Origin of the sequence: Methylobacterium sp. BTF04 (assembly GCF_010692745.1) — a bacterium.
GTDB lineage: Bacteria > Pseudomonadota > Alphaproteobacteria > Rhizobiales > Beijerinckiaceae > Methylobacterium.
The window spans coordinates 57,271-81,199 of record NZ_JAAHTB010000001.1 but is presented as its reverse complement, the minus strand read 5'-3'; the positions used below and the strand labels follow the sequence as shown (position 1 = coordinate 81,199).

The following is a 23,929-nucleotide window of genomic DNA, read 5'->3' as shown; positions in this document are numbered from 1 at the left end:
ATGCAGTCTTGTGAGCTCCCAGCGGCGGCGCCACCGGGCGCGGGCCGTGGCACCGGCTTTAGCGTGGATGCGGCCGACATGCGCGGCCGATTTCGCGCGTCAGATCCACCGCGCGGCGGCCGCGTCGTCGCCCTGCGTCGCCTCGACCCAGCCGCCGATGGTGCCGTCGGCGAGATGCTCGCGCTTCCAGAACGGGGCCTGGGTCTTGAGGTAGTCCATCAGGAAGCTCGCCGCCTCGAAGGCCGCCACCCGATGGCTCGACGCCGTCACCACGAGGACGATCCCGTCCCCCGGCGCCACGAGGCCGTGGCGGTGGATCACCCGCACGCCCTGCAACGGCCAGCGTGCCCGCGCGGTCGCCACCACGCGACCGATCTCCTCCTCGGCCATGCCGGGATAATGCTCGAGTTCGAGCCCGGTGAGGCGGCCGCCCTCGTCGCGGCACAGGCCGGTGAAGGTCACGATGGCGCCGGCCCGGCCCTGGAGGTCGCGGGTCAGTCGCGCGATGGCGTCCGCCACGTCGAAGGGCGCGCTCTGGATGCTGACATCGGTCACGGGCCGTCTCTACCTTTCAGTACTGAGAAACCGGCGCCGGCTCAGGTCCGGTCAAGCAGACCGTGGTCGTGGTTGCCGGCGACCGGGACGTTGCAAAGTCGACGCGTCGATTCCAGGCTGCGAAAAGCCGTAGCGCCCGCCGGGATCGTCTTACCTTCGGGCGTCGCGCGCTATATGCCCGCCAAAGCCCGGCGATGCCACCGGGTGGCCAGAAAACCTGCCTTGTGGACTTTCGTCTCGTGACACCAGATCTGATCCTGCCCCATGACGGCGTCCTGCCGGTGTTTTCGGCCCGCCCGGTCTGGTGCGGGCGCGCCAGCACGGTGATCGGCACCGCCACTCTCGGCGCTCAGGCGTGGCTCGGCGACGACAGCGTGATTCGCGCCGACGGGCAGATCGTCACCATCGGCGAGCGCTTCTGGCTCGGTCACCGCTCCACGGTCCACATCGCCACCGACACCCATCCCACCCGCGTCGGAGACCGGGTGACGGTGGGCCGCAACGCCGTCGTCCATGCCTGCACCGTGGGCTCGGACGTGGTGATCGAGGACGACGTGGTGGTCCTCGACGGGGCCATCGTCGACGATGGCGTGCTGATCGAAGCCGGTGCCACGGTGTTTCCGCGCGCGCATCTGGCCGCCGGCTTCGCCTATGCGGGCAGCCCGGCCAAGCCCTTGCGTCCGATCACCGGCCCGGAGATCGCGGAGCGGGCCGAACGCCTGCGCGAGGCGTCGGGCGACCTGCCGCAGCCCGCCGCCGGCGACGAGCCCGATGTCGACGACAGCGTCTTCGTCGCCCGCACAGCCCGGCTGCACGGCCGGATCGCGCTGGGGGCGGGATCGAGCGTGTTCTTCTCGTGTCACCTCACCGCCGAGGTCGGTCCCATCGTGGTGGGCGCCGACACCAACATCCAGGACAACACCGTGATCCGGTCGCGGGCCGAGGGCGTGGTGATCGGGCGCGACACCACCATCGGCCACAACGTGCGGCTCGCCGATTGCCGCATCGGCGCGCGCAGCCTCATCGGCATCGGCTGCGTCGTGGCGCCCGGCACCGTGATCGCCGACGACGTGCTGCTGGCGGCCGGCGCCACCACCGATCCGGGACAATTGCTGGAAGGCGGGACACTCTGGGGCGGCCGTCCCGCCCGGGCCCTCGGACCCCTCGACGCGGACAAGCGCGCGATGATGACCCGCATCGTCGAGGGCTATTGCGAGCACGGCCGGGCCTACAAGCAGGCGCAGGAAGCGGTTCTCTAGGGCTTTCAACACCACCAGCACAGGCGGGTGCCCTTGACGGAGTTGGCGCTTTCCTTCCTCTTTGCATCCGGTCGATGCAACCTGCCGCCTGCGCCCTTTTCGGGTCCGGTGAACGCATCTTGAGTGTAGACGGTCCACTCCCTTTTTTGGGCGAACCGGTCAGCAACGCAGGCACTGATCCCGACGGTTCGCCTTTGGCAGGGACAGGACATGCGCACCTATCGCGATGCTAAAATCATGGCCAGGGCACTCCGCGAGGAGCTTGCCCGGCGACAGACGACCCTGTCGCATGGCGAATGCCTCGACATCGTGGCCCGTCAATACGGGCTCGACAACTGGAACATACTGGCAGCCCGGTTGAGTGAGGACGCGGCGCCGCGTCAAACCGCGGCTCTGGCCCAACCGAAAGGCTGGTCCGTCGCCGGTGAACAGCGACATCTGTATGAGGCCGGGATCGACCCGACGACGCCCTATCGCTTGGGCCACCCGGCCCTGGTTCGCTGCCGCTATGCGCCGGACGATCCTGCCTACCCCGCCGGGAAAGCCGGTTTTGCCACGCTGATGCAGAGCGTCGCGGCCCTACCGTACAGGGGCCGGCGACTTTGCCTGCGCGCCGATCTGCGAACCGAAGCCGTCGTCGAAGCGGCCACCTTGTGGCTGCGTGTCGATGGGCTCGCGAATCAGACGCTCGCCTTCGACAACATGGAGAAGCGTGTTCTCGATGGCCCCCTGTCCGGGTCGCAGGACTGGACAGAGAGACGGATCGTGCTCGACGTGCCGCATGCCGCCGAGAGCGTGCATTTCGGTTTCTATCTGCGCGGAAGTGGCAAGGCATGGGCCGGCGGCTTCACGCTCTCTGACTCCGATCCGGACGCTGCCCCGACGGTGCCGGCTTCGTTTCTTCCCGAGCCGATGAATCTCGACTTTACCGAAGTGGATCAGCCGACGGCCTGATCCCCTCCGGCGAACCCTCTCTGCACCCGCGTGTCGAGAAGCAGGCGCGGCAATGGAGCCTGCCTCCCGCTCACCCCAAAAACCGCCCCACCAGCAGCCGCGCCAGCGCGCGCGGCGGCTCGGGGGTGAGCACCGCGAGCTTGTTCGAGGTGGAGAGGGAGGCGAGACCGTGCAGGCCGGCCCAGAGGGTCGCCACCGCCTGGCGGCGCTCGATCGCGTCCGGGATCAGTGGCACCAGCACGCCGTCGACGAGGTCGGTGGCCTGCGACAGGGCCTCGGCGTACCAGTCGGGAAACGCCGAATCCGGCGCGAGCGCATGCTCGAACACGAGGCTCCACACCTGCGGGTCCGCGACGACGAAGGCGAGATAGGCGTCGGCGAGCGCCAGCGCGTTGTCGCGCGGGCTGCGGTCCGGACCCAGGGCCGCGGTCAGCGCCGCATGCAGGCGCTCCAGGGTGCGGGCATTGACCCGCAGGATCACCGCGTCGAGGTCGCCCACCGCATTGTAGATCGAGTTCGGCGCATAGCCGATGACGCTGGCGAGGCGCCGCATCCCGAGGCCGCGCAGGCCCTCCATCCGCACCAGCCCCTCGGCCGCCTTGGTGACCAGGGCCGCGAATTCCTCCCGGCTGTGTTCGCCGCGCGGACCCGATCCGCGCTTTGCCGCCTTGGCCACCCCGCGCCGCTCCCTTCGTCAGGTCTCTGTTCGCACCGCTGTCCCGTCCGAGCGCCGGAACCCGGAGTTCGGGCCGATCCCCGCGTGCGGCCCGGCACATCCTCGCGGGTTAGATTGCACGACGTGCAAAATCAAGCTTGAACGCCGGGCGACGGGATGGCCATAGTTTGAACGTCGTACAAAACGGTGAAACGGAGCGAGGCCGGTCACCGCATGTCGGCGAAATTTGACGCTTTGTTGAACGCCGGGCAGTCATGGTGCCGCCTGAGGAGACCCCGATGTTTCGTAGCTTGATGACCACGCGCCGGTTCGCGCCCCTGTTCTGGTGCCAGTTCTTCTCGGCCTTCAACGATAATTTTCTCAAGAACGCCCTGGTGTTCCTGATCCTGTTCAAGGTCGGGGGCGGGGAGGCCGAGGGCTCCGGCATGCTGGTGACGCTCGCCGGCGCGGTGTTCATCGGCCCGTTCTTCATCCTGTCGGGCCTCGGCGGCGAGATGGCCGATCGCTACGACAAGGCGCTGATCGCCAAGCGGCTGAAATTCGCCGAGATCTTCGCAGCCGGCGCCGCCGCCCTCGGGTTCTGGCTGCATTCGGTGCCGGTCCTGTTCACGGCGCTCGGCCTGTTCGGAACGATCGCCGCCCTGTTCGGGCCGATCAAGTACGGCATCCTGCCCGATCACCTCCGCCGCGAGGAACTCACCGCCGGCAACGCCCTCGTGGAGGCGGCGACCTTCCTCGCCATCCTGCTCGGCACCATCGTGGCCGGGCTCGCCACCGCCATGGGCGGCGATGCGCTCGCCTTCAGCGGGATGATCATGGTGTTCGCGGTGCTGTGCTGGCTCTCGTCCCGTGCGATCCCGTCCACCGGCGAAGCCGCCCCCGGCCTGCGCATCAACCCGAACATCGCCGGCTCCACCGCCAGCCTGCTGCGCGACCTGTGGCGCGACACCCGGATGTGGCGCGGCTCGCTCATCGTGAGCTGGTTCTGGCTGGTGGGCGCCGTGGTGCTGGCGCTGCTGCCGGTGCTGGTGCGCGAAAGCCTCAACGGCTCCGAGACCGTGGTGACGACCCTGCTCGCGGTGTTCTCCATCGGCATCGCCGTGGGCTCGGGGCTGGCCTCGTGGCTGGCGAGCGGCCGCATCGTGCTGCTGCCGACCCCGATCGGCGCCCTGCTGATGGGCGCCTTCGGCCTCGATCTGGCCTGGACCGTGGCGCACCTGCCGCCGGTCTCCGGCCAAACGCTCGGCGCGGTGGCCTTCCTGTCCACCGGCTCGGGCCTGCGCGTCACCCTCGATCTCGCCGGCCTCGCCATCGCGGGCGGCCTCTACATCGTACCGTCCTTCGCCGCCGTGCAGGCCTGGACCGACAAGGACAAGCGCGCCCGCGTCATCGGTGCGGTCAACGTCCTCACCGCCGCCTTCATGGTGACGGGAGCCCTCGGCCTCGCCGCACTGCAGGGAGCCGGCTGGTCGATGGCCGCCCTCCTGACGCTGATCAGCGTGCTCAACCTCGTCGCCGGCATCGTCATCCTGAAGATCCTGCCGACGAGCCCGTTCCGCGACCTCCTCTCGATCATCTTCCGGGCGTTCTACCGCCTCGAAGTGCGCGGCCTCGACAACGTCGACAAGGCCGGCCCCAACGCCATCATCGCCCTCAACCACGTCTCGTTTCTCGACGCGCCGCTGGCGCTCTCGCTCCTCGACAAGGAGCCGGTCTTCGCCATCGACAGCGGCATCGCGCAGCGCTGGTGGGTGCGGCCGTTCCTGAAGCTCACGAAGGCGATGCCCCTCGATCCGACCCGGCCCCTCGCCACCCGCACGCTGATCAACGCGGTCAAGGCCGGCGAGACGCTGATCATCTTCCCCGAGGGGCGCCTCACCGTCACCGGCAGCCTGATGAAGGTCTATGACGGCGCCGGCCTCATCGCCGACAAGGCCAACGCCATGGTCGTGCCGGTGAAGATCGAGGGCCTGGAAAAGACCGCGTTTTCGCGGTTGTCGCGGGCGCAGGTGCGCCGGCGCTGGTGGCCGAAGGTGACCGTGACGATCCTGCCGCCGGTCCGGCTCACCATCGATCCGGCGCTCAAGGGCAAGAACCGCCGCCGCGCGGCCGGCGCGGCCCTCTACGACATCATGTCGGATCTGGTCTTCGAAACCTCCGACAGCGATCGCAGCGTGATGAGCGCCCTGATCCAGGCCGGGACCGACCATGGCTGGCGCCGCGATGCCCTCGAGGATCCGGTCTCGGGCAAGCTCAGCTATGCGCGCCTGGTGATGGGCGCCAACATCCTCGGCCGCAAGCTCATGCCGCTGGCCGGCGAGGGCAAGCCGATCGGCGTGATGCTGCCCAACGCCAACGGCGCGGCGGTGACCTTCTTCGCGCTCGCCAGCGCCGGGCGGGTGCCGGCGATGATCAACTTCTCCGCCGGCCCCGCCAACGTGCTGTCGGCCTGCAGGGCGGCCGAGGTCGACACGATCCTGACCTCCCGCACCTTCATCGAGAAGGGCCGTCTCGGCGGCCTGATCGAGGCCATCAAGGGCAGCGTCAAGCTGGTCTACCTGGAGGACGTGCGCGCCACGGTGACCACCGGGGACAAGATCCGCGGATTTTTCGCGCCGCGCAGGCCCCTGGTGAAGCGCAAGGGCAGCGACCCGGCGGCGATCCTGTTCACCTCGGGCTCCGAGGGGACGCCCAAGGGCGTGGTGCTCGCCCATCGCTGCCTGCTCGCCAACACCGCCCAGGTCGCCGCCCGGATCGATTTCGGGCCGACCGACAAGGTGTTCAACGTGCTGCCGGTGTTCCACGCGTTCGGGCTGACGGCGGGCCTGGTGCTGCCGGTGGTCTCCGGCGTGCCGGTCTACCTCTATCCGTCGCCGCTGCATTACCGGATCGTGCCGGAGTTGGTCTACGGCTCGAATGCCACCGTCCTGTTCGGCACCGACACCTTCCTCACGGGCTACGCGAAGATGGCCCATTCCTACGACCTGCGCAGCCTGCGCTACATCGTGGCCGGGGCCGAGCCGGTGAAGGAATCGACCCGCCGGACCTACGCCGAAAAATTCGGCCTGCGCATCCTGGAGGGCTACGGCGTCACCGAATGCGGCCCGGTGGTCGCGCTCAACACGCCGATGTTCAACCGCTTCGGCACGGTCGGCCGCCTGCTGCCGGGCATGGAGCACCGCCTGGAGGCGGTCCCGGGCATCGAGGAGGGCGGACGCCTGTCGGTGAAGGGGCCCAACATCATGCTCGGCTACCTGCGCGCCGAGAAGCCCGGCGTGCTGGAGCCGCCGGTGGATGGCTGGCACGACACTGGCGACATCGTCGCCATCGATGCCGAGGGCTTCGTCACGATCAAGGGGCGGGCCAAGCGCTTCGCCAAGATCGCCGGCGAGATGGTGTCGCTGGCCGCCGTCGAATCGCTGGCCGCCGAACTCTGGCCCGACGCCCCGAGCGCGGTGGCCGCCGTGCCGGATGCCCGCAAGGGCGAGCGGCTGGTGCTGTTCACCGAGCGGAAGGACGCCACGCGGGCGGCCTACCAGACCTTCGCCAAGGGCAAGGGCGCCACCGAGATCGCGATGCCGGCCGAGGTCGTGGTGCTCGACGCCATCCCGATGCTCGGCACCGGCAAGGTCGACCAGGTCAGCGTCACCAAGATGGCCCGCGAGCGGGCGGCCGGGGAGGCGACCGCGGCGGCTTGAGGTGAGCAACCCCTCTCCCCTCTGCGGGAGAGGGTGGCCCTCGCATCGGCGAGGGTCGGGAGAGGGGAGCGCCGTATCCGAAAAGGTCGCGCCCCTCTCACTCGCTCCGCCGGCGCTTAGCCTCGGAGGGTGGAAGCGGTCAGCGCCGCCAACGCCTCCGCCAACGCCTCCACCTGCGCCTCTGAATGGGCCGCCGAGAACGCCACCCGCAGCCGGGCGGTGCCGGCGGGGACGGTGGGCGGTCGGATCGCCACCACGAGGAAGCCGCGCTCCTCCAGGGTTGCCGACAGGGCGAGCGCCGCGTCCGCCTCGCCGATCAGGATCGGCACGATCGGGCTCTGCGCCTCCGGCAGCCCGAGCCGGGCGGTGAAGCGGCGCGCCAGCATCAACGGTCGGGCGGCCCGCTCCGGCTCGGCCTGCACGATCTCCAGCGCTCTGAGCGCCGCCGCGGCCGAGGCCGGGGGCAGACCGGTGGTGTAGACGAAGCTGCGCGCCCGGTTGGTCATCAGGTCGATCACGCCCTGCGAGGCGCACAGATAGCCGCCATACGAGCCGAGCGTCTTCGACAGGGTGCCCATCTCCAAGGGCGCGCGCGCGCCGGCCTCGACCACGCCGAGGCCATGGGCGTCGTCCACCAGGGTCCAGGCCTCGAACTCGGCCGCGACCGCCAGGATTTCGGACAGGGGCGCCCGGTCGCCGTCCATGCTGAACACCCGCTCGGTGAGGATCAGCGCCCGCCCGTGCTTGGCCCGGCGCGCGGACAGGATCGCGCGCAGGTGGTCGACGTCGTTGTGGCGGAACCGCAGCATCGTCGCGCCCGAGACCCGTGCCCCCGAGAACAGGCAGGAATGGCCGAGCGCATCGACGAGGATCAGGTCCTGCGCGCCGGCCAGCGCCGGCACGATCCCGAGATTGGCGAGATACCCGCTGCCGAAGACGAGGGCCGCCTCGGTGCCCTTGTGTGCGGCGAGCCGTTCCTCCAGCGCCACGAGTACCGGATGGTTGCCGGTCACCAGCCGCGAGGCCCCGGCTCCGGCGCCGTAGCGGTCGAGGGCGTCGTGGGCCGCCGCGATCACGCGCGGGTCGTTGGCGAGGCCGAGATAGTCGTTGCAGGAGAACGACACGAGGGCGCGCGTGTCGCGATGCGCCGCGGCTTCGGCCCCGCGCGTGGTGGCCACGAGGCGGCGGCGCAGGGCCTTGGCGTCGAGTTCGGCGAGGGTGGCGTGCGCGAAGGCGTCGAGGCTTGACCTGTCGGACATGGGCGCTGAAGGCGCCGGCGGCTCCCGGCTTGTCAAGTCGCGCTTGACCCGCCGGGCCCGCCCGAGCATCCCGCTCGGATGACCGACCCACGCCGCGACGCCCTCTGGCGGCCCTACACCCAGATGAAGACGGCGATGCCGCCCCTCGAGGCGGTGCGCACCCACGGCTCGCGCATCGTGCTCGCCGACGGGCGCGAGCTGATCGACGGCATCGCCTCGTGGTGGACGGCGGCGCATGGCTACAACCATCCCCACATTCGCGCGGCGGTGGCCGCCCAGCTCGAGGCGATGCCGCACGTGATGTTCGGCGGCCTGACGCACGCGCCGGCCGAACGTCTCGCGAGCCGCCTCGCCGCCCTGCTGCCGGGCGACCTCGACCACGTGTTCTTCACCGATTCCGGATCGGTGGCGGTCGAGGTGGCGCTGAAGATGGCCGCGCAGATGTGGCTCAACCGCGGGGTGAGCGGCCGCAGCCGGTTCCTCGCCTTCCGCGGCGGCTATCACGGCGACACGATGGGGGCGATGTCGGTCTGCGACCCGGAGGAGGGGATGCATCGGCGTTTCGGCGCCTATCTGCCGGCGCAGGTGTTCTGCGATCTGCCGTTCGGTGCCGGCCAGGCTGCGGCCCTCGATGCCTGCATGGCCGCCAACCGCGAGACCCTGGCGGCGGTGATCGTCGAGCCCCTGGTCCAGGGCGCCGGAGGCATGCGGATGCACCCTCCCGAGGTGCTGGCGACGATCGCGCGCCTCGCCCACCGGCACGGGCTGCCGCTCATCGCCGACGAAATCTTCACCGGGTTCGGCCGCACCGGGACGCTGTTCGCCTGCGAGCAGGCCGGCATCGTGCCCGACATCCTGTGCCTGTCGAAGGCGCTCACCGGCGGCACCCTGGCGCTGGCCGCCACGGTGGCGACGCGCAGCGTCTTCGAGGCGTTCCTGTCGGACGACCCCGCCGCCGCCCTGATGCACGGCCCGACCTTCATGGCGAACCCGCTGGCCTGCGCCGCGGCGGAGGCGAGCCTCGACCTCTTCGCCACGGAACCGCGCCTCGATCAGGCCCGCGCCATCGGCGTCCGCCTCGCCGCCGGCCTGGAGCCCCTGCGGGCGGTGCCCGGGATCGCCGACGTGCGAACCCTCGGGGCGATCGGCGTGGTCCAGTTCGCGCAGCCTCCCGATCTCGCCGATCTGAAGCGGCGTTTCGTCGAGCACGGCATGTGGGTCCGGCCCTTCGGGGACATCGTCTACCTGACGCCTGCGCTCACCATCGCGGCGTCCGACCTCGACCGGCTTCTTACCGCTGTCGCTGCCATCGTGCGCGAGACGACGCACCCGTGAGCCCTGCAACTCGGGAGGCGGTTCCTCGTTGGGTTAGCATGGGCTCGGCGCCCGCGAATGGTGTGCGCCCCGGCCTGCTTGCCGAGAAACAGTCTGGAGGACGCATCGTGGTGGATGAGACGACGAGCTCAGGCGACGCGCGGCCGGTGATCCTCCTGGTGGAGGACGAGGCACTGACGATCATGGACCTCGGCGACGTGCTCGAGGGTGGTGGCTACGAGACCGTGCAATGCGCGTCCGCCGAACGGGCCCTCGGTATCCTGCAATCGCGGCCCGACATCTGCGGGCTCGTCACCGACGTCGAGTTGTCGGGCCGGACCAACGGTTTCGAACTCGCCAACGCCGTGTCCCAGGCGCGGCCCCAGCTTCCCATCGTCATCGTCTCGGGCCGTGCGGCCCCTGACCCGGAGCGTATGCCCCCCGGCGCCCGCTTCATTGCGCGGCCCTGCACCGGAGAGGATATCCTGCATCAGTTGCAGGGATTGCTGCACTGTTGATGCGGGAAAGTTGCAGTCAACCGTCAGTTTGCTGCCGCCACCACGCCACCGTATCGGCGAGCCCCGCATCGAGATCGAAGCGGGGCGCGAACCCGACCTCGTCCGAAAGTCGGTGAATGTCCGCTTCGATCGCGGCCGGCTCGCCAAGCCCGAGCGGACGCGCGCCGTAGGCGATGAGATCGGGGCGGCCCGTGAGCAGCGCGATGCCGTCGAGCAACGTACGCACCGGCACGGCTTTCCCCGATCCGATGTTCACCGCCCCCGCCACAGGGCTGTCGAGGAGGGCGGCGAGGGCGCCCGCGGCGTCGGCCACGTGCAGAAAGTCGCGGATCTGGTGTCCCGGCGAGGTCGCGAACGGTGTCCCGGCCAGTAGCGCGCAGGTCGCGTCGGCGACGAGTCGGCCGGGTCGCTCGCCCGGACCGTAGAGAAAGAACAGCCGTCCCCAGGCCACTGAGAGGCCTACCGTCCGGGCATAGGCCTCGACGATGCGGCGGGTTCCGTCCTTGGCGACACCGTAGAGGGTCGCCGGCCGGCACGGGGTCGCGGTCTCATGCAAGCGGGGTGTGCCCCATTCGTACTCGGCGCAGGTCCCCGCCACCACCAAGCGCCGTCCGCCACAGGCGACGAAGCTCCGGGCGAGATCGAGACTCGCCGCCACCCAATCGAGATTTGCTTCCGAGGTCCAGTAGCGGCCGGGCTCTGCATCCCAGGCGAGGTGGAGACAATGGCTCGGCCGAACCGCGTCCATCAGGGCGCGCCGCTCTGCCGGGTTCAGCAGGTCGGTGGGGTGATGCGCCGGGTCGCCGCCACGGCCGACGCCGTGAACCTCGAAACCCCGCATCCGCAGCGCCTCCACCGCATGGCGGCCGACGAAGCCGGAGGCACCGGTGACGAGGACGCGTTTCACGTGAATCAGGTCCAGTCCGGGAAGGCGAGGTCGCGGTCCGAGATCACCGTCACGGGCTCCGGCCACGTGAATTGGAGCGCGGGATCGTTCCAGCGCAGGCCCCGCGCCGCACCCGGCACGTAGGCCCGGTCGATCATGTACAGGACCTCCGTCGCGTCGGTGAGCGTCTGGAAGCCGTGGGCGAAGCCCGCCGGAATGTAGAGGGCGGCGCGGTTTTCTGCCGTCAGCTCCGTACCGAATGCCTGCAGATAGGTGGCCGAGTCCGGTCGCAGGTCGACGATCACATCGTGGATCGCCCCCATCGTGCAGCGGACGAGCTTGGTCTCCGCATGGGGCTCGACCGCATAGTGCAGGCCCCGCACCGTACCCCTGAGCGTGTTGTACGAGACGCTCGACTGCGCGAAGCGTCCGATCAGCCCGTGCGCGGAAAAGTCGTCCTCGCACACGGTGCGGGCAAAGAATCCGCGCGCGTCGGTGACGGGCTCGGGCGTCACCCGGTAGGCGCCGGCGAGCGGGAGTTCGGCGAAGTCCATCGCGTCAGGTCACCGTCAGGTTTGGGATCGCGGTGACGAAGCGGCCGCCCCAGCTCCGGATCTCGGCCATCTCCGCCATGATCTCGTGCTTGAGGTTCCAGGGTAGGATCAGGACGTAATCCGGCCTCATCGCGAGAAGCGCCTCGGGCGATATCACCGGGATGCGGCTGCCGGGGAGCAGGGTGCCCTGCTTGTGCGGCGAGCGATCGGCCACCGCCGTCACGAATTCGCGCCCGATGCCGCAATAGTTGAGGAAGGTGTTGCCCTTGGCCGCCGCCCCGTAGGCACAGACGGTCTTGGCACTCGCCCGGCACTCCACCAAGAACTTCAGGGTCGCGCATTTGATGCCGACCACCGCATCGGCGAAGGCATCGTAGCCCGAGAGATCGAACAGGCCACCCGTTCGCTCGGCCGCCATCACGCGCGCGACGGCCGGGCTCCGGTCGTGAGCGGACGCGGCGTGACAGACGAACACCCGCAGGGACCCGCCATGGGTCGGCAGCTCCTCGACGTCGAACACCCGCAGGCCGTGGCGTTCGAGCAGGCCGGAGACGACCCCGAGCGAGAGATACGAGAAATGCTCGTGGTAGATCGTGTCGAACTGGCGTTCCTCGATCATCCGCAGGAGGTGCGGGAACTCGAAGGTGCCGACCCCTTGCGGCTTCAGAAGAACCCGGAAGCCTTCGATGAAATCGTGCAGGTCGGGCACGTGCGCGAGCACGTTATTGGCGACCATCAGGTCGGCCGCATGCCCGTCCCCGCGCAGGCGCCGCGCCGTCGCTTCGCCGAAGAAGGCGATCTCGGTGGGCACGCCGCGCGCGCGCGCCACGGCGGCGACATTGGCCGCCGGCTCGACCCCGAGGGCCGGTATCCCGCGCGCGACCACGTATTGCAGTAGGTAGCCGTCGTTACTCGCCACTTCGACCACCCGGCTTCCGGTGTCGAGATGGAAGCGTGCCTGCATGGCGTCGACATAGGCTTCCGCATGGGCAAGCCAGCCCGCCGAGAAGCCGGAGAAATAGGCATAGTCCGAAAAGATCGCCTCCGGCGTCTCGAACGCCTCCAGCTGCACCAGGAAGCAGGCCTCGCAGACATGGGCGTGGAGGGGCTGGTACATCTCGCCCATCCGGGCCCGGGAGGCCGGCACGTAGGCGTTGGCCAGGGGCGACAGTCCGAGATCGGCGATGCTGTGGCGTAGGAGGGCGCCGCAGGCGCGGCAGGCTGGCATCGTCACGGGTGTTCGCGTCCTCGCGTTGCGTAGGCGGCGATCTGCGCCAGCGTCAGGTCGAGGGCCGATGCGCCGTCCACCTGGCTGCGGTGCCACGCGGCGGTCCAGGCCAGGGCTTCGTCTAGGCGCAGGCGCCGGTCCCAGCTCAGGCGGCTGCGGGCCTTGGAGGCGTCGACCTTCAGGAAGGTCGCCTCGTGCGGGTGGGTCTCCTGTGAGAGGTGCCAGGCGGCCTGCCCTCCCCAACTCTCGGCGAGCGTGGCGACGATGTGGGCGACGGGGCGGCAATCCTCGTCAGTCGGCCCGAAATTCCAGGCTTGCGCGAAGTCCGCGCCGTCCGTCCCGCACAAAGCCTCGGCCAAGCGCAAGTAACCGCTCAAGGGTTCGAGCACGTGCTGCCAGGGCCGGGTCGCATGCGGCGCGCGAATCTCGACGGAGTCCCCCCGCGCAAACGCCCGCACGATATCGGGAACCAGCCGGTCCTCCGACCAGTCGCCGCCGCCGATGACGTTGCCGGCCCGTGCGGTGGCGACCCGGCAGTCGCGTGTCGCCAGAAACGACGCCCGGTAGGCGCTCGTCACCAGTTCGGCGCAGGCCTTGGAGCTGCTGTAGGGATCGTGGCCGCCGAGCGCCTCGGTCTCGCGATAGCCATAGGGCCATTCGCGGTTCTCGTAGGCCTTGTCGCTCGTCACCACCACGACGGCGCGGACGGACGGCGTGGCGCGCACGGCGTCGAGCACATGCGCGGTGCCCATCACGTTGGTGGCGTAGGTGGCCAGCGGATCGCGGTAGGACGCGCGCACCAGGGCCTGGGCCGCCATGTGGATCACGATCTCGGGCCGGGTCTCGGCGAGGCAGGCCCGCACGATGCCGGCGTCGCGGATGTCGCCGATCCGTCCGTCGATCTGTCCGGCCAGGACGAGATCGGACAAGGCGGGGGAGGTGTCCGGCGCCAACGCGAGTCCGCTCACCCGCGCCCCGAGCCGCTCCAGCCACAGGCTCAGCCAGGCGCCCTTGAAGCCGGTATGCCCGGTGACGAGCACCGACCGGCCGGCCCAGAAGGCGGGATCGGGGTTGAGGGCCTTGGTCGATGTGCTCGAGGAGAGGAAGGGTTGCACGCCGTTGGGGTCTCCGGACGCAGCCTCGTTACACCGACCCGCGGCCGATGTCAGGAACGGGCGCGCCTACCAGCACTTCCACGGCGCACGCCCCTCCGCCCACAACGCTTCGAGGTGGTTCTTGTCGCGTAGGGTGTCCATCGCCTGCCAGAAGCCGGAATGGACATAGGCCGCGAGCTGTCCCTCCCGGGCGAGGCTCTCCAGCGGCTCGGCCTCCCACACGGTGGAATCACCGGCCACCCGGTCGAGCACCTGGGGCGAAAGGACGAAGAAGCCGCCGTTGATGGCCGCCCCATCGCCCGCCGGCTTCTCGCGGAAATTGCGCACCCGCGTCCCGTCGAGTTCCAGCGCGCCGAAGCGACCCGGGGGCGTCACGGCGGTGAGCGTCGCGAGCTTGCCCTGAGCTTTGTGGAAGGCGGCCAAGGCCGTGAGGTCGACGTCGGCGACGCCGTCACCGTAGGTCATGAAGAAGTCGTCGTCGCCGAGATAGTCGCGGACCCGCTTCAGGCGGCCGCCGGTCATCGTGCCTTCGCCGGTCTCGATCAGCGAGACGCGCCAATCCTCGGCGTTGCTGCGGTGGAAGTCGACATGGCCGCGTCCGACATCGATGGTGACGTCGGAGAGGTGCAGCCGATAGTTCAGGAAGAACTCTTTGATGACGTAGCCCTTGTAGCCGAGGCAGATCACGAACTCGGTGACGCCGTGCGCCGCGAAGATCTGCATGATGTGCCACAGGATCGGCCGCCCGCCGATTTCCAGCATCGGCTTGGGGCGCGTCACCGTCTCCTCGGAGAGGCGTGTGCCGAGCCCGCCTGCGAGGATGACTGCCTTCATGGACGCCTCAAAGCTCGCTCGCCCGTCATCGGCGGACAGGGGAGACGTAGTCGAGGGAGTCTCGCCCGTCCAGGCGAGCGGTTCCGCCGGTAAAACGATGCGATCGCCCGGTTTCGCGGCGGCGGTGTCATCGCAGCTTCATGTGCGGCTGTCAGTTGCCGGCCTGTCGGTGGCGTGCACCCGGATCGCCGGGGCACAGGTGCAGCGTGCGTGCGCCCGAACGAAGGGATACGAAGGATGCAGGCGGCTGACGAGAGACCAGCGGCCGTGCCCGGCATCCTGCCGCGGGACATCAGGACCGACAGGGATACCGACGGGACCATGACCAAGGCCGACAAGCGCATCCGTCCGCCCGGCTCCAAGAGCGTCGGCTGGGCGCTCGTCCAGGCGGCGCGCCTGCACCGCTCCCGCGTCGGCGACCGGCTGGCGGCCCACGATCTGTTCGCCGGGCAGGAGCAGGTGGTGCAGGCGCTGGCCGCGGCCGGCACCATGACCATGGGCGATCTGGCCGCGACCCTCCGGGTGCGGCCACCCACGGCATCGAAGACGATTTCACGGCTCGCCGCGCTGGGCTTCGTCGAGCGCCGCGCCGAGGCCGGCGACGGGCGCATCGTGCGGGTCCGCCTCACCGAGTCGGGGCTCGCCAAGGCCGAGGCCATCGAGCGGATCTGGGATGAGGTCGAGGCCGAACTCCTCGATGGGTTCGACGGCAAGGAGCGCCGCCGCCTGCGCAAGCTCTTGCGCAAGGCCGCTCGCAACCTCGCCGACGCCTCGGGCGCCACCGGCCATGAGGTCGAGGGCGATTCCGAGATCGACGAGGACGACGCCGACGCGCTGGTCGTTCCAATTCCGCAGGACGGGATCGAGCGCTCGATCTAGACTGGTTTCGAACGGGGCCGGTCTCGGTTCGGTCGAAAACAACGCAGCCGCTCAAAGCACGAGTATCGCGTCCGTGCCTACGGAACCGATGTCATGTCGGGCGAGCCGTCTCGTTGCGTTCCGTCAGAGCCGCCGGGCGGCCTGGGCAGGGGCGGGAGGCCGCACCCGCTCCGCGGATTTCCTGGCAATGCCGGAGCCGGCATGCACGTTACGCCGGCTCTTGCCGTTGCGGCCTCCGCGCAGGCGTCCCGCCAGGCCGAGCAGCCGGGTGGCCATGCCATCGAGCAACCACATCATCGCCCTGATCGCGATGGCGAGGACGCAGCATCCGCCGATGACGATGCCCAGGATGCCCGGAGCGGGGATAATCATCAGGCACAGCAATCCAAACGTGGCGATGCCTGGAATCCATTTCGCCATATCGGTTCCGATCGAAAGTATGTTGCAGCCTTCGTCTGCAGTGACGGTAGCCTACGATCTCTAACATTTTGTAGACGGGCACTTTTTAGTGTCGAATAGCGAGTTAGGTGCAAAAACGTACGCGCTGCTCCAATGTTCGCGTCATGACCCGATGCATTGCGGCGGATGGCACGCGGTCGGGTGGCGCGTCGAGGCCGAACTGTGGTCTCGGCCCGCTTAGCCGCCCCGCTCGCCGGGCGGGTGCCCCCGTCGCGGCTTTCCCGTAAACCGCCGTCTTCGGGCGCCGCTCCTTGGACGCGTCTCCAGTCATTCGGGATGAACGCGGTGGGGGAAACGGAGGCTGCCAACCGGCGGCGTGTCGGCATCGGGCTCATGTGCGGCACGCTGGCGTTCTTCGCCTGCCTCGACGCCTCGGCCAAAAGTCTCGCGCGTCTCGGTGTCGATCCGCTGCTCTCGACCTTCATGCGCTACGCGGTGAGCGTTGCCTTGGTCTCGCTGTTCGTCAATCCGCTGACCACGCCGGGGGTCGCACGCACGAATCGCCTCGGCCTTCAGACCCTGCGTTCGCTGCTGCTGTTCGGCTCCACGGCGCTGAACTTCCTGGCCCTGCGGCACCTGCAACTGGCCGAGACCCTGTCGATCCAGTTCGCGACACCGCTGATGGTGGCACTTCTGGCCGGTCCGCTGCTGGGCGAATGGTCCTCCCGATGGCGGCTCGCCGCTATAGCCATCGGCTTCCTCGGGGTGCTGGTGATCGTCCGCCCCGGAATTGGCCCGGCTCAGCCGGCGGTGCTCCTCAGCATCGGTAACATGCTGTGCTATGCGTTCTACGTCCTCACCACGCGCAAGCTGGCGGCGACGGATTCGACGGCCACGACGATGTTCTATTCCGGCCTTGCCGGTCTCGCGCTGATGAGCCCGCTGGTGCCCTGGATCTGGACCACGCCCACCGTATGGGTGGTCTGGGCGCTCCTCGTCGGTGTCGGGCTGTTCGGTACGATGGGGCACTGGCTCCTGGTGCTGGCCCATGCCCGCGCACCGGCCAACGTGCTGGCGCCTTTCATTTACACCCAGCTGCTGTGGTCGGTCCTTCTGGGCTATCTGATCTTCGGTGACGTGCCGAACCGATGGACGCTGCTCGGTGCGTCCATCGTCGTGGGCTCGGGGCTCTACCTGCTGGCGCAGGAGCGCCGCGAAAGGGCCCGGCTTCAGCGGTGATGGTGGTGGCGGGTGTGCCGGCGCGACTTCATCCGGGTCCGATAAGCGCGGCGGCCCGGATCGATGCCGAGCGCCCCGTTGACGGTGCCGACGGCTCCGCCGACCGCGCCACCCACGATGCCACCGACCGGACCAGCGACCCGGTCACCCTCGGCTGCACCCCGGCGGACGCCGCCCGGAAGGCCCTGTGCCTCGGCCGCTCCGGACAGAGCGAAGGCCGACAGGACGAGGGTGGCGGCGAGCAGTGCTTTTCTCATGGCGGTGTATCCTCTCTCGGGAATTTTTCGAGGCTTTCGCACGACGCCGACCCGGGGGTCGACGATCTGCGCGGTCATCAACGGCCGAGCTTCGAAAAGGTGGCATGGCCGATGATGACTTGGCTCACTTTGCCAAAGCGCCAGGCGCTGCCGCTTCTGGTCAAAGCTCGCTGGTCTCCGCCATCCGCCGCTGCTAGAAGCCGCCGGATGTGCGCTCATGGCGATCCGCGCGGCGCCTGCCGCTTTCGAATTATGAGCCCGGCCTCCGTCTGAGGATCGCCGCGGCGGTCCTTGCGCGGATGCCGGGAGGGCTATGTATCGCCTCCTCCGCCGGCTCCGGTGTTCGCCACCGATCCGCCCACGATCCGCGCCAAGACCTTACAGAAGACCATGAGCGACCAGACAGATCCCGCCACCGCGCCGGCCCGCGACTACTCGAAGACCCTGTTCCTGCCGCAGACCGAGTTTCCGATGCGGGCCGGCCTGCCGGTGCGCGAGCCTCTGCTGCTCGAGCGCTGGGCCGCCACGGGCCTTTACGGCCAGATCCGGACCCAGGCCGCCGGCCGGCCGAAATTCGTACTGCATGACGGACCGCCCTACGCCAACGGCAACATCCACATTGGCACGGCGCTGAACAAGATCCTCAAGGATGTCATCGTCCGCTCGCAGGGCGCGCTCGGCTACGACGCCAACTACGTGCCGGGCTGGGATTGTCACGGTCTTCCCATCGAATGGAAGATCGAGGAGCAGTACCGCGCCAAGGGCCGCAACAAGGACGATGTGCCGGTTCTGGAATTCCGCCAGGAATGCCGGGCCTTCGCCGGCCAATGGCTCGACGTGCAACGCGAAGAGTTCAAGCGCCTCGGCGTCACCGGCGACTGGGACCATCCCTACGCCACCATGACCTTCGCCGCCGAGGCCACCATCGCCAGCGAGCTCATGACCTTCGCGGCCACCGGTCAGCTCTATCGCGGCTCGAAGCCGGTGATGTGGTCGGTGGTGGAGAAGACCGCCTTGGCCGAGGCCGAGGTCGAGTACGAGGACCATGTGAGCGATACGATCTTCGCGGCGTTCCGGCTGACCGCCGGTGCGGTTGGCGATCTCGCGTCGGCCCGCGTGGTGATCTGGACCACCACCCCCTGGACCATGCCGGGCAACCGCGCCGTGGCCTACGCGAAGCGGGTCGCCTACGGGCTGTTCCGCGTCACGAGTGCGGCGGAGGAAAACTGGGCCAAGGTCGGCGACAGCTACATCCTGGCCGACACCCTCGCGGCCTCGGTCTTTGCCGCTGCGCGTGTCGAAGGCTTCGAGCGCCTGCGTGACGTTACCCCCGCCGAACTCGGCGGCCTGACGCTTGCCCACCCGCTCGCCGGCCATGTGCCCGGCTACGACTTCCAGGTGCCTTTGCTCGAGGGCGATCACGTCACCGACGAGGCCGGCACCGGATTCGTCCACACCGCGCCGAGCCATGGACGTGAGGATTTCGATGTCTGGATGGCTAACGGCCGGGCACTCCAGGCGCGCGGCATCGACACCCGCATCCCCTACACCGTGGATGCCGACGGAGCGCTCACCGAGGAAGCGCCCGGTTTCACGGGAAAACTTGTCCTTAACCATAAGGGCGAGAAGGGCGACGCCAACAAGGCGGTCATCGCCGCACTCACGGAGGCAGGCACCCTGGTGGCGCGCGGCACCCTCAAGCACAGCTACCCTCATTCCTGGCGCTCGAAGAAGCCAGTCATCTTCCGCAACACGCCGCAATGGTTCATCGCGCTCGACACGCCCGTCGCGTCCCTCGACGGCCGCACCCTGCGCGCGGTGGCGATGAAGGCGATCGACGACACCCAATGGGTGCCGCCCCAGGGAAAGAACCGCATCAACGGCATGGTCGCCAACCGCCCGGACTGGGTGGTGTCGCGCCAGCGCGCCTGGGGCGTGCCGATCACCGTGTTCGTCAAGAAGGGCACCAGCGAGGTTCTTCGCGACGCGCGGGTCGATGCCCGCATCGCGGACGCGTTCGAGGCGGAAGGGGCGGATGCCTGGTTCACGGATTCCGATGGCGCCCGCTTCCTGCGACCCGACCACGATCCGGCGGATTACGACAAGGTCACGGACGTCCTCGACGTCTGGTTCGATTCCGGCTCGACCCATGCCTTCGTGCTCGACGATCCCGACCACTTCCCCGGCCTTGCCGGGATCAGACGCAAGCGCGACGGCGGCACCGATACGGTGATGTATCTCGAAGGGTCGGACCAACATCGCGGCTGGTTCCAGTCCTCGCTGCTCGAGTCGAGCGGGACACGCGGACGCGCGCCCTACGACATCGTCCTCACCCATGGGTTCGTGCTCGACCCCAAGGGCCTGAAGATGTCGAAGTCGAAGGGCAACGTCGTGGCGCCCCAGAACGTCATCAAGGATTCGGGCGCCGATATCCTGCGCCTGTGGGTGGCGGCCTCGGACTATGCCGACGACCTGCGCATCGGCCCGGAGATCATCAAGACCTTCGCCGAGACCTACCGCAAGCTGCGCAACTCGGTGCGATGGATGCTGGGGTCGCTCGCGCATTTCGCGCCCGGGGCCGAGATCCCGCACGCCGATTTGCCGGAGTTGGAGCGCCTGATCCGCCATCGCCTGTGCGAACTCGATGATGAGATCCGCGAGGCCTATGCCACGTTCGACACCAAGCGTGTGGTGGCGTTGCTGAACGGCTTCATGACCGGCGATCTCTCGGCCTTCTATTTCGATGTGCGCAAGGACGCGCTCTATTGCGACCCGATCTCGTCGCAGACGCGCCGCGCCGCGTTGCAGGTGATCGACGAGACGTTCCGCCGGGTCACGATCTGGCTGGCGCCCGTCCTCGCCTTCACGGCCGAGGAGGCGTGGCTCGACCGGTACCCGTCGGAGACCGGCTCGGTGCATCTCCAGACCCTGCCGGAAACCCCGGCAGCCTGGCGTGACGATGCGCTCGCCGCTCGCTGGCAGAAGATCCGCCGCGTGCGCCGGGTCGTCACCGGTGCGCTGGAGATCGAGCGGGCGGCCAAGCGCATCGGCGCCAGCCTGGAGGCGGCCCCTACCATGTCCATCGCCGATGACGATCTGCGCGCCGCCCTCGACGGAGTCGATTTTGCTGAAGTGTGCATCACCTCGGCGATCCGCATCGTGGCCGGTGAAGGCCCGGCAGAGGCGTTCCGACTCGACGATGTGCGCGGCGTGGCGGTCGTGCCGGCCCTGGCCGAAGGCCGCAAATGCGCCCGCTCCTGGCGCGTCACGCCTGACGTCGGCGCTGATACGGCCTATCCCGACGTGACGCCGCGCGACGCCCAGGCCCTGCGCGAGTGGGATGCGGCTCATGGCACGGCGAGCGCCGCGTGAGAATGACGCGGATCTTTCCTTCCCCACGCTGCGGGGCGAGGGGATCGGCATGGTCGTGACCCCGTTTCGTCTGGGTCTCGCTGGGCTTGTCGCCACGCTGGTGCTCGATCAGGCCTCCAAACTCTGGCTCTATTTCGGCACGGACCTCGTGCTGACGCAGCCCTGGCGGCTGGCCTCGTTTGCCGACCTCCTCGTGGTCTGGAACAAGGGCGTCTCCTACGGCCTGTTCCAGCAGGAGGGCGGGATCGGGCGCTGGCTTCTCGTGGCCGTCTCCGTGGCAGCGGCCATCGGGCTCGCGGTATGGATGCGCCGGACGAAGTCCCGCCTGCTCGGACTGGCTCTCGGCCTCGTCGCCGGCGGCGCCATCGGCAACGCCATCGACCGGGCGGTCTACGGTGCGGTGTTCGATTTCGTGCACCTGCACTGGGGCACATGGTCCTGGTACGTGTTCAACGTCGCCGACGCCGCCATCGTGGCGGGTGTGGTCGGACTGATCCTCGACAGTCTGCGTCCAGCCACCTCCCGGGCGGCGCGCGACATCTAGTGTGGGTATGTGATCCGTAAACCACACCGAGGATCGTTGTCTGCGGCAGGGTGGTGCGCTGCGGTCAAGGCGCCATACGATCGCCCGAAACCGGGATCAGGCCGGCGAGGTCGGATCAGGATCGCCCGCGTCAGGGCGACCATCCGGGTCCGCGAGCCGGGCCCGGCGACCGAATGGACATCGGGGGCGACATGATCGGGCATCGCGGGTTCCTATTGGCAATGGCCGGTGTTCTGGCCTCCGGAGCCGCACAGGCGCAGCAGGGCGTGTTCCTGCGCGACGCCATGAGCAACATCGGGCTGATCGAGCCGGAAAAGCCGGCCATCACCTATCGCGAGCGCGCGCCGCTGGTGATGCCGCCGAAGCTCGACGGCAAGGCGCTGCCGACGCCGCGCAGCGCCGACGCCTCGCCGCAATGGCCCAAGGATCCCGAGATCGTCCAGCGCGAGCGGGCGGCGGCCGATGCGCGAAAGCCCATTGCCCGTGGCACGCAGGGACGCATGAACGACAACAACATGACCCTCTCGGTGGACGAGATGCGCGGCGGGCGTCGTGCCGACGCGCAGGTGCGCACCGAGCCTGGCCGACCCGAGGGCGAGAACGAGGACCGGTCTTCGTTCTGGTCGAACCCGTTCGGCCTGAGGTCGGAAGCGAAGTCCGAGCCGTCGATCGCCGAGCCCGATCGCGACGTCCTCACCGATCCGCCCACCGGCTACCGCAAGGCGCCGAAGAAAGTCGCCAAGAACACCAGCGATCCCATCAACAATCCCTCGCGTGAGCGCGAGGAATCCGATCCGGGCGTCTACCAGCGCTCCCGCAACTAGCCGTGTCCCGTACTGCCGCCGGATGGACGGCGGTACGGGATATGCCCGACCCGAGCGCCTCGCGGGGCGACGTAGCGGGCATCCCTGTTCACGACGGACGGTCTGTCAGGGCCGAACGCTGAAGGAAAACCGATGCACCTGTTCAGGAAGGACACGCCCCTCTTCGGTCCCGTCCGCAGCCATTCGAGCGCGGGCCGGGCGGAGGGCGCCTCGTTCGGGCGCTCCGAAGCGGGTGGCCCCGAGGTCAGCGCGTTCGCGCTCGACAATGGCCTCGATGTCGTCGTCGTTCCCGATCACCGCGCGCCCGTCGTCACCCACATGGTGTGGTACCGCAACGGCTCAGCCGATGATCCGTTGGGCCAGTCCGGCATCGCCCACTTCCTCGAACACCTGATGTTCAAGGGTACCGAGAAGCACCCGATCGGCGCCTTCTCGCAGGCCGTCTCGGGCCTCGGCGGCCAGGAGAACGCCTTCACCTCCTACGATTACACCGCCTATTTCCAGCGCGTGGCGCGCGACCATCTCAAGACGATGATGGAATTCGAGGCCGACCGGATGACCGGCCTCGTGCTGGAGGATGCCGTAGTGGCGCCCGAGCGCGACGTGGTGCTGGAGGAGCGCCGCATGCGGGTCGAGACCGACCCGTCGGCCCAGCTCTCCGAGGCGATGGCCGCGTCGCTGTTCGTGCATCACCCCTACGGCACGCCGATCATCGGCTGGATGCACGAGATCGAGGAACTGAACCGCACCCACGCCCTCGATTATTACAAGCGCTTCTACACGCCCGAGAACGCCATCCTGGTAGTGGCCGGCGACGTCACCCCCGACGATGTCCGCCGCATGGCCGACGACACCTATGGCCGGGTCACCCCCCAGGGCACGCGGCCGGTGCGGGTTCGTGCCCGCGAGCCCGAGCCGAAAGCGCTGCGCCGCCTCGCCGTGGCCGATCCGAAGGTCGAACAGCCGACGCTCCAGCGGCTCTACCTCACCCCGTCCTGCATCACGGCGCGGGATGGCGAGTGCCATGCCCTCGAGCTGCTCGCCGAGGTGATGGGCGGTGGCTCGACCTCCTACCTCTACCGCAAGCTGGTGATGGACCTCGGCGTCGCGGTGAATGCCGGCGCTTGGTACATGGGCTCGGCCATCGACGACACCCGCTTCTCGGTCTACGCGATCCCGGCCGAAGGCGTCAGCCTGGAGAAGCTGGAGGAGGAGGTCGACCGCGTCCTGCGGCGTGCCCCCTCGGAGGCGCTGGAGCCCGAGGCGATCGAGCGGGCCAAGACCCGGCTGGTGGCCGAGACGGTCTATTCCTCCGACAGCCAGTCCTCTCTCGCCCGCATCTACGGTTCGGCGCTCGCCATCGGCGAGAGCATCGAAGAGGTCCGCCGTTGGCCGTCCGACATCGAGGGCGTCACCAAGGCGCGCCTCATGGCGGTGGCCGAGCGGTACCTCGTGCCGGCCCGCTCCGTCACCGGTTACCTGACCAAGGCCCGCGACGCGGAGAGCCTCGGCGCCTGAAACCATCCCGGATGAGACGAGGCAGCGGCGCCGCCGCGCCCGACGCC

General features: G+C 69.0%; 21 protein-coding genes. 11 read left to right on the top strand and 10 right to left on the bottom strand.

The annotated features are described in order from the left end of the window. Nucleotides 1–99: 99 nt before the first annotated feature. The gene (locus G3T14_RS00370; RefSeq protein ID WP_163639045.1) at nt 100–555 is read right to left on the bottom strand and encodes a molybdenum cofactor biosynthesis protein MoaE; all 456 of its coding nucleotides are present in this window, start codon (nt 553–555) and stop codon (nt 100–102) included. A gap of 239 nt (nt 556–794) precedes the next feature. Here G3T14_RS00370 and G3T14_RS00365 point away from each other — a divergent pair, with 239 nt between their 5' ends. Both G3T14_RS00365 and G3T14_RS00360 read left to right on the top strand, forming a co-directional pair. Next, entirely contained in the window at nt 795–1,814 is a 1,020-nt protein-coding gene (locus tag G3T14_RS00365) for a DapH/DapD/GlmU-related protein (protein WP_163639044.1), read from the top strand. Between the two features lie 210 nt (nt 1,815–2,024). Beyond that, entirely contained in the window at nt 2,025–2,768 is a 744-nt protein-coding gene (locus G3T14_RS00360; RefSeq protein ID WP_163639043.1) for a glyoxalase superfamily protein, read from the top strand. A gap of 70 nt (nt 2,769–2,838) precedes the next feature. On the opposite strand, the gene G3T14_RS00355 is transcribed toward G3T14_RS00360, so the two are convergent. Beyond that, a complete protein-coding gene (locus G3T14_RS00355) occupies nt 2,839–3,444 on the bottom strand; it encodes a TetR-like C-terminal domain-containing protein (RefSeq protein ID WP_348645176.1) in 606 nt (201 codons plus the stop codon). A 278-nt stretch (nt 3,445–3,722) separates the two neighbouring features. Here G3T14_RS00355 and G3T14_RS00350 point away from each other — a divergent pair, with 278 nt between their 5' ends. Then, on the top strand, nt 3,723–7,142 hold the full coding sequence (locus G3T14_RS00350; protein ID WP_163639042.1) for an acyl-[ACP]--phospholipid O-acyltransferase: 3,420 nt from the start codon (nt 3,723–3,725) through the stop codon (nt 7,140–7,142). Nucleotides 7,143–7,258: 116 nt separating this feature from the next. On the opposite strand, the gene G3T14_RS00345 is transcribed toward G3T14_RS00350, so the two are convergent. Further along, complete coding sequence (locus tag G3T14_RS00345; RefSeq protein ID WP_163639041.1) at nt 7,259–8,401, bottom strand: 8-amino-7-oxononanoate synthase; 1,143 nt, start codon at nt 8,399–8,401, stop codon at nt 7,259–7,261. 78 nt (nt 8,402–8,479) lie between these two features. Between G3T14_RS00345 and G3T14_RS00340 the strand changes: the two genes are divergently transcribed. Next, the gene (locus tag G3T14_RS00340) at nt 8,480–9,736 is read left to right on the top strand and encodes an adenosylmethionine--8-amino-7-oxononanoate transaminase (RefSeq protein WP_163639040.1); all 1,257 of its coding nucleotides are present in this window, start codon (nt 8,480–8,482) and stop codon (nt 9,734–9,736) included. Nucleotides 9,737–9,840: 104 nt separating this feature from the next. Continuing rightward, nucleotides 9,841–10,233 (top strand): response regulator, encoded by a 393-nt coding sequence (locus G3T14_RS00335; protein WP_348645189.1) that lies wholly within the window; start codon nt 9,841–9,843, stop codon nt 10,231–10,233. A gap of 16 nt (nt 10,234–10,249) precedes the next feature. Here the strand turns inward: G3T14_RS00335 and G3T14_RS00330 are convergent, their stop codons facing one another. The 5 genes from G3T14_RS00330 to rfbF form a co-directional block, all read right to left on the bottom strand. After that, nucleotides 10,250–11,140, bottom strand: a complete 891-nt coding sequence (locus G3T14_RS00330; RefSeq protein ID WP_163639038.1) for an NAD(P)-dependent oxidoreductase — start codon at nt 11,138–11,140, stop codon at nt 10,250–10,252. Nucleotides 11,141–11,145: 5 nt separating this feature from the next. Then, a complete protein-coding gene (locus G3T14_RS00325) occupies nt 11,146–11,673 on the bottom strand; it encodes a dTDP-4-dehydrorhamnose 3,5-epimerase family protein (RefSeq protein WP_163639037.1) in 528 nt (175 codons plus the stop codon). 4 nt (nt 11,674–11,677) lie between these two features. Next, the gene (locus tag G3T14_RS00320; RefSeq protein ID WP_163639036.1) at nt 11,678–12,907 is read right to left on the bottom strand and encodes a class I SAM-dependent methyltransferase; all 1,230 of its coding nucleotides are present in this window, start codon (nt 12,905–12,907) and stop codon (nt 11,678–11,680) included. Then, entirely contained in the window at nt 12,904–14,016 is a 1,113-nt protein-coding gene (rfbG, locus tag G3T14_RS00315) for a CDP-glucose 4,6-dehydratase (RefSeq protein WP_163639035.1), read from the bottom strand. The genes G3T14_RS00320 and rfbG overlap by 4 nt, the downstream gene beginning before the upstream one ends. Before the next feature lie 66 nt (nt 14,017–14,082). After that, a complete protein-coding gene (gene rfbF, locus G3T14_RS00310; protein ID WP_163639034.1) occupies nt 14,083–14,850 on the bottom strand; it encodes a glucose-1-phosphate cytidylyltransferase in 768 nt (255 codons plus the stop codon). 321 nt (nt 14,851–15,171) lie between these two features. Here rfbF and G3T14_RS00305 point away from each other — a divergent pair, with 321 nt between their 5' ends. After that, a complete protein-coding gene (locus tag G3T14_RS00305; protein ID WP_246732830.1) occupies nt 15,172–15,729 on the top strand; it encodes a MarR family winged helix-turn-helix transcriptional regulator in 558 nt (185 codons plus the stop codon). A 123-nt stretch (nt 15,730–15,852) separates the two neighbouring features. Here G3T14_RS00305 and G3T14_RS00300 read toward each other — a convergent pair whose 3' ends face one another. Continuing rightward, nucleotides 15,853–16,101, bottom strand: a complete 249-nt coding sequence (locus G3T14_RS00300) for a hypothetical protein (protein ID WP_246732819.1) — start codon at nt 16,099–16,101, stop codon at nt 15,853–15,855. A gap of 420 nt (nt 16,102–16,521) precedes the next feature. Between G3T14_RS00300 and G3T14_RS00295 the strand changes: the two genes are divergently transcribed. After that, entirely contained in the window at nt 16,522–17,367 is an 846-nt protein-coding gene (locus G3T14_RS00295; RefSeq protein ID WP_246732829.1) for a DMT family transporter, read from the top strand. Here the strand turns inward: G3T14_RS00295 and G3T14_RS00290 are convergent. Further along, entirely contained in the window at nt 17,358–17,624 is a 267-nt protein-coding gene (locus G3T14_RS00290) for a hypothetical protein (protein ID WP_163639030.1), read from the bottom strand. The two genes, G3T14_RS00295 and G3T14_RS00290, sit on opposite strands and share 10 nt — an antisense overlap. Before the next feature lie 390 nt (nt 17,625–18,014). Here G3T14_RS00290 and ileS point away from each other — a divergent pair, with 390 nt between their 5' ends. The 4 genes from ileS (at nt 18,015) to G3T14_RS00270 (ending at nt 23,882) form a co-directional block, all read left to right on the top strand. Next, nucleotides 18,015–20,996: an isoleucine--tRNA ligase gene (gene ileS, locus G3T14_RS00285; RefSeq protein ID WP_163639029.1), complete on the top strand. Its 2,982-nt coding sequence runs from the start codon at nt 18,015–18,017 to the stop codon at nt 20,994–20,996. 55 nt (nt 20,997–21,051) lie between these two features. Next, nucleotides 21,052–21,540, top strand: a complete 489-nt coding sequence (gene lspA, locus G3T14_RS00280) for a signal peptidase II (RefSeq protein ID WP_163639028.1) — start codon at nt 21,052–21,054, stop codon at nt 21,538–21,540. A gap of 191 nt (nt 21,541–21,731) precedes the next feature. Beyond that, nucleotides 21,732–22,364, top strand: coding sequence for a hypothetical protein (locus tag G3T14_RS00275; RefSeq protein ID WP_163639027.1), 633 nt, complete (start codon nt 21,732–21,734; stop codon nt 22,362–22,364). 132 nt (nt 22,365–22,496) lie between these two features. Further along, on the top strand, nt 22,497–23,882 hold the full coding sequence (locus G3T14_RS00270) for a pitrilysin family protein (RefSeq protein WP_163639026.1): 1,386 nt from the start codon (nt 22,497–22,499) through the stop codon (nt 23,880–23,882). The last annotated feature ends 47 nt before the right edge of the window (nt 23,883–23,929 follow it).

Coding starts and splice junctions, on each gene's coding strand:
- G3T14_RS00340 (WP_163639040.1), top strand. CDS start 8,480: ATGACCGACCCACGCCGCGACGCCCTCTGGCGGCCCTACACCCAGATG.
- G3T14_RS00325 (WP_163639037.1), bottom strand. CDS start 11,673: ATGGACTTCGCCGAACTCCCGCTCGCCGGCGCCTACCGGGTGACGCCC.
- G3T14_RS00275 (WP_163639027.1), top strand. CDS start 21,732: ATGATCGGGCATCGCGGGTTCCTATTGGCAATGGCCGGTGTTCTGGCC.
- rfbF (WP_163639034.1), bottom strand. CDS start 14,850: ATGAAGGCAGTCATCCTCGCAGGCGGGCTCGGCACACGCCTCTCCGAG.
- G3T14_RS00290 (WP_163639030.1), bottom strand. CDS start 17,624: ATGAGAAAAGCACTGCTCGCCGCCACCCTCGTCCTGTCGGCCTTCGCT.
- G3T14_RS00300 (WP_246732819.1), bottom strand. CDS start 16,101: ATGATTATCCCCGCTCCGGGCATCCTGGGCATCGTCATCGGCGGATGC.
- ileS (WP_163639029.1), top strand. CDS start 18,015: ATGAGCGACCAGACAGATCCCGCCACCGCGCCGGCCCGCGACTACTCG.
- G3T14_RS00350 (WP_163639042.1), top strand. CDS start 3,723: ATGTTTCGTAGCTTGATGACCACGCGCCGGTTCGCGCCCCTGTTCTGG.
- G3T14_RS00270 (WP_163639026.1), top strand. CDS start 22,497: ATGCACCTGTTCAGGAAGGACACGCCCCTCTTCGGTCCCGTCCGCAGC.
- G3T14_RS00360 (WP_163639043.1), top strand. CDS start 2,025: ATGCGCACCTATCGCGATGCTAAAATCATGGCCAGGGCACTCCGCGAG.
- G3T14_RS00295 (WP_246732829.1), top strand. CDS start 16,522: ATGTGCGGCACGCTGGCGTTCTTCGCCTGCCTCGACGCCTCGGCCAAA.
- G3T14_RS00345 (WP_163639041.1), bottom strand. CDS start 8,401: ATGTCCGACAGGTCAAGCCTCGACGCCTTCGCGCACGCCACCCTCGCC.
- G3T14_RS00305 (WP_246732830.1), top strand. CDS start 15,172: ATGACCAAGGCCGACAAGCGCATCCGTCCGCCCGGCTCCAAGAGCGTC.